This is a genomic window from Romboutsia sp. (assembly GCF_035470145.1).
Classification (GTDB): Bacteria; Bacillota; Clostridia; order Peptostreptococcales; family Peptostreptococcaceae; genus Romboutsia_D.
Window position 1 is genome coordinate 1 of the sequence record NZ_DATIRC010000269.1, and the last position, 3487, is coordinate 3487.

General features: G+C 31.9%; 3 protein-coding genes and 9 tRNA genes. All 12 read right to left on the reverse strand.

Annotation, left to right across the window (positions count from 1 at the left end; all coding sequences use genetic code 11):
- Positions 1–62: 62 nt before the first annotated feature.
- Positions 63–136: transfer RNA gene (locus VLM92_RS11255), tRNA-Cys, on the reverse strand.
- 13 nt (positions 137–149) lie between these two features.
- Positions 150–225: transfer RNA gene (locus VLM92_RS11260), tRNA-Lys, on the reverse strand.
- A 5-nt stretch (positions 226–230) separates the two neighbouring features.
- Positions 231–307: transfer RNA gene (locus tag VLM92_RS11265), tRNA-His, on the reverse strand.
- A gap of 6 nt (positions 308–313) precedes the next feature.
- Positions 314–390: transfer RNA gene (locus VLM92_RS11270), tRNA-Pro, on the reverse strand.
- A 22-nt stretch (positions 391–412) separates the two neighbouring features.
- Positions 413–489 (reverse strand) — tRNA-Ile (locus VLM92_RS11275).
- Between the two features lie 9 nt (positions 490–498).
- Positions 499–575 (reverse strand) — tRNA-Met (locus VLM92_RS11280).
- A gap of 14 nt (positions 576–589) precedes the next feature.
- Positions 590–665: transfer RNA gene (locus tag VLM92_RS11285), tRNA-Phe, on the reverse strand.
- Between the two features lie 5 nt (positions 666–670).
- Positions 671–759 (reverse strand) — tRNA-Ser (locus tag VLM92_RS11290).
- A gap of 5 nt (positions 760–764) precedes the next feature.
- Positions 765–840: transfer RNA gene (locus tag VLM92_RS11295), tRNA-Lys, on the reverse strand.
- Between the two features lie 151 nt (positions 841–991).
- A complete protein-coding gene (locus VLM92_RS11300; protein ID WP_325276439.1) occupies positions 992–1819 on the reverse strand; it encodes a metal ABC transporter permease in 828 nt (275 codons plus the stop codon).
- Between the two features lie 18 nt (positions 1820–1837).
- Complete coding sequence (locus VLM92_RS11305; protein WP_325276440.1) at positions 1838–2560, reverse strand: metal ABC transporter ATP-binding protein; 723 nt, start codon at positions 2558–2560, stop codon at positions 1838–1840.
- A gap of 9 nt (positions 2561–2569) precedes the next feature.
- Positions 2570–3487, reverse strand: a 918-nt coding sequence (locus tag VLM92_RS11310; protein ID WP_325276441.1) for a metal ABC transporter solute-binding protein, Zn/Mn family, incomplete at its 5' end; no start/stop codon positions are given.

Sequence of the window (3487 nt, forward strand, 5' to 3'; positions counted from 1 at the left end):
TCCCGCAGGATTTTAAGTCCTGTGCGTCTGCCAGTTCCGCCACTTCGGCATTTAGTTTTTAATGGAGGCGACACCCAGATTCGAACTGGGGATCAAGGAGTTGCAGTCCACTGCCTTACCACTTGGCTATGTCGCCATCAAAGAATTAATGGTGATCCATCCGCGACTCGAACGCGGGACACCCTGATTAAAAGTCAGGTGCTCTACCGACTGAGCTAATGGGTCAAATATGGGGTGAGTAATGAGATTCGAACTCACGGCCTCCAGAGCCACAATCTGGCGCTCTAACCGACTGAGCTATACCCACCATAATTGGTCGAGGTGGAGGGACTCGAACCCCCGGCCCCATGGTCCCAAACCACGTGCGCTACCAAACTGCGCTACACCTCGAAATTAATTTTTTATATAAAAGTGGTGGACCTTCAGGGACTCGAACCCCGGACCTACCGGTTATGAGCCGGGCGCTCTAACCAACTGAGCTAAAGGTCCACATTTATATGGTAGCGGTAACAGGAGTCGAACCTGTGACCTTTCGGGTATGAACCGAACGCTCTAGCCAACTAAGCTATACCGCCACAATATTTAAATATGGTGCCCAGAGGCGGAATCGAACCACCGACACGGGGATTTTCAGTCCCCTGCTCTACCGACTGAGCTATCTGGGCGCTATTGGCGGAGAGGGTGGGATTCGAACCCACGGTGCCGTTAAGCATCACTGGTTTTCAAGACCAGCTCCTTAAACCACTCGGACACCTCTCCATAATTGGTGATCCATCCGCGACTCGAACGCGGGACACCCTGATTAAAAGTCAGGTGCTCTACCGACTGAGCTAATGGATCACAATAGTTTGTCGTTTCGACTTGTTTCTTATCATATTTGCTGCAAATATTATTATATTATCTTATTTGATTTTCGTCAACACTTTTTTATATTTTTTTAAAATTACATTTTAATAACCGCTATAAAATTTTTCAATATTATTTATTCATATTATTTATTAAATACCATTTTTACTTTATTTTTGTTTATAATCTTACTAAAAAAACTAACAATTAAAAGTTGAACCACACTTATTACAACTATTGTCCCTCCTGGAGGTAAGTCTAAGTAAAAAGATGCAATAACACCGCTCAGTATTGCTATTTCTCCAAATAAAACAGAATAAAATATAGCATTTTTAAAACTTTTAGCTACCTTTAAACTAGTGGCTACAGGTATGGCTATTAATGACGATACTAAAAGCACTCCTACAATTCTTAAAGTTATTGTTATACTAGCAGCTACTAAAATCATAAATATTGTATTTATAAATTTAACTGGTATTTTAGAAAACTTTGCATTTTCTTCATCAAAAGTTATATATACAAGTTCTTTAAAAAATAGCTTTATAAATAAAATTATCATAAAAGCTGTGATAATTATTATAGTTATATCATCTTTATTAACTGTAGCTATACTTCCATACATAAATGAAAACAAATCAAAATTCACATTCGATACACTTATTAGTATTCCAGAAATCCCAACACCTAATGCCATTATTATAGCTATTGATAAATCTGCGTATTCTTTTAAATTCACTCTCAATTTATCTATTATTATAGCTGATATACTTGAAGCAATTAATGAACCTAAAATTGGATTTGCCCCAAGTATAGTAGCTCCTGCTATTCCTGATAAGGCTATATGTGATAAACTATCTCCTATAAGCGATAACTTTTTAAACACTATAAACATCCCCATAAGTGGACATATTAATCCAACTATACTTGATGCTACAAGTGCTCTTACCATAAAATCATATTGAAAAATTTCCAAACTACTTCCTCCTACTTCTTAATTACTCAAAAACTCTAATACCATATTTTTACTTATATCATTTTTATTATTTTGTATTACTTTAACTTTTTTATCTTTTATTAAAGCAATTTTTTTTACTTCTTGCTTAACTATAAATAAGTCATGTGAAACTATTACTATGGTAAGATTTAAGTTTTCATTTAACTCTTTAAGTATTTTATAAAATTCTTTTTGACCATTTACATCTATTCCAACAGTAGGTTCATCTAAAAATAATATCTTAGGAGATTTCATTAGCTCTCTAGCTATAAATACTTTTTGCTGTTGTCCTCCAGATAAGCTTCCTATTAATCTATCTTTATATTCATATATTCCTACTAATTTTAATACTTTTTCTACTTCTTTTAAATGATGTTTTTTTATTCTCTTAAATAATCCAATTTTAGAGGCTAAGTTCATAGACACAACTTCACTTACGGTAACAGGAAAAGATGATGAAAATGAATTTGATTTTTGATTTATATATCCAATTTCATCCCAATTATTAAAGTTTTTTATATCTTTTCCTAACATTTCAATACTTCCTTTTACTGGATTAATTGTATTTATCATAAGTTTTAATAAAGTGCTTTTTCCTGCTCCATTTTGACCTATTATACCTATGTAATCGCCTTTTTTTATATCAAGGCTTACATTTTCAAGTATAGGTTTGTTTCCATACCCAAAGCTTACATGATTAATTTTTATTATTTCATTCATATTTATTCCCTACTTTAAAGCTAGTTTTAGCGTATCTAAATTTTTATTCATTAAAGATATATAATCTTCATTATTATCAAAGTCTTGTTTTGTTAATCCATCTATTGAATATAAAACCGCTGTCTTTATATTGGCTTCATTTGCTATAGTTTGAGCTACTTTAGGATTTACAAGTCCATCAAATAATACATATTCTATATTATTTTTCTTAGCAAAGCTAGATATTTCACTTATTTTACTAAGAGATGGTTCTTGATTTGGACTAATTCCTGTTATTGATATTTGCTCAATACCATAATTTTTACATAAATATCCATAAGCATCATGAGATACTATTAATCTATTATTTTTTAGTGATTTTAAATTTTCATCATATTTAACTTTTAATTCTTTTAATTTTTCAGTATATTCATTGTAATTATTTTCATAATAATCTTTGTTTTTTTCATCAACTTTTATAAGCGCCTTTTTTATATTTTCACATTCTTTTATAGCTAAATCTGTGTCTAACCAAACATGTGGGTCATATTCACCGTGATTATGCTCTTTTTCATTTTCATTAGCTTCTTCACCTTCATGTTCATGGTTATGTACTAATTTATCTTCATAGCTTATAGCATTAATCCCATCTGTTGCCACTACTATATTTAATTTTGACTCACTTTGTATTTTATCTGCAAAGTTATCTATTCCAAGCCCATTTTTTATAAGTAATTGTGCACTTTGTATATCTTTCATTGCTTTTGGAGTTATTTCATAGTCATGTGGCTCTCCTCCTGGTGGTACTATATAATTTAAATCTATTTTGTCTTTGCCTATATTTTTAGCAAAGTCATATACTGGAAATACAGTTGTATATACTACAATTTTATCTTCTTTGTTTTCTACTTTATTTTTATTTTCCTTAGAACACCCTATAACATTCAT

Coding starts and splice junctions, on each gene's coding strand:
- VLM92_RS11305 (WP_325276440.1), bottom strand. CDS start 2,560: ATGAATGAAATAATAAAAATTAATCATGTAAGCTTTGGGTATGGAAAC.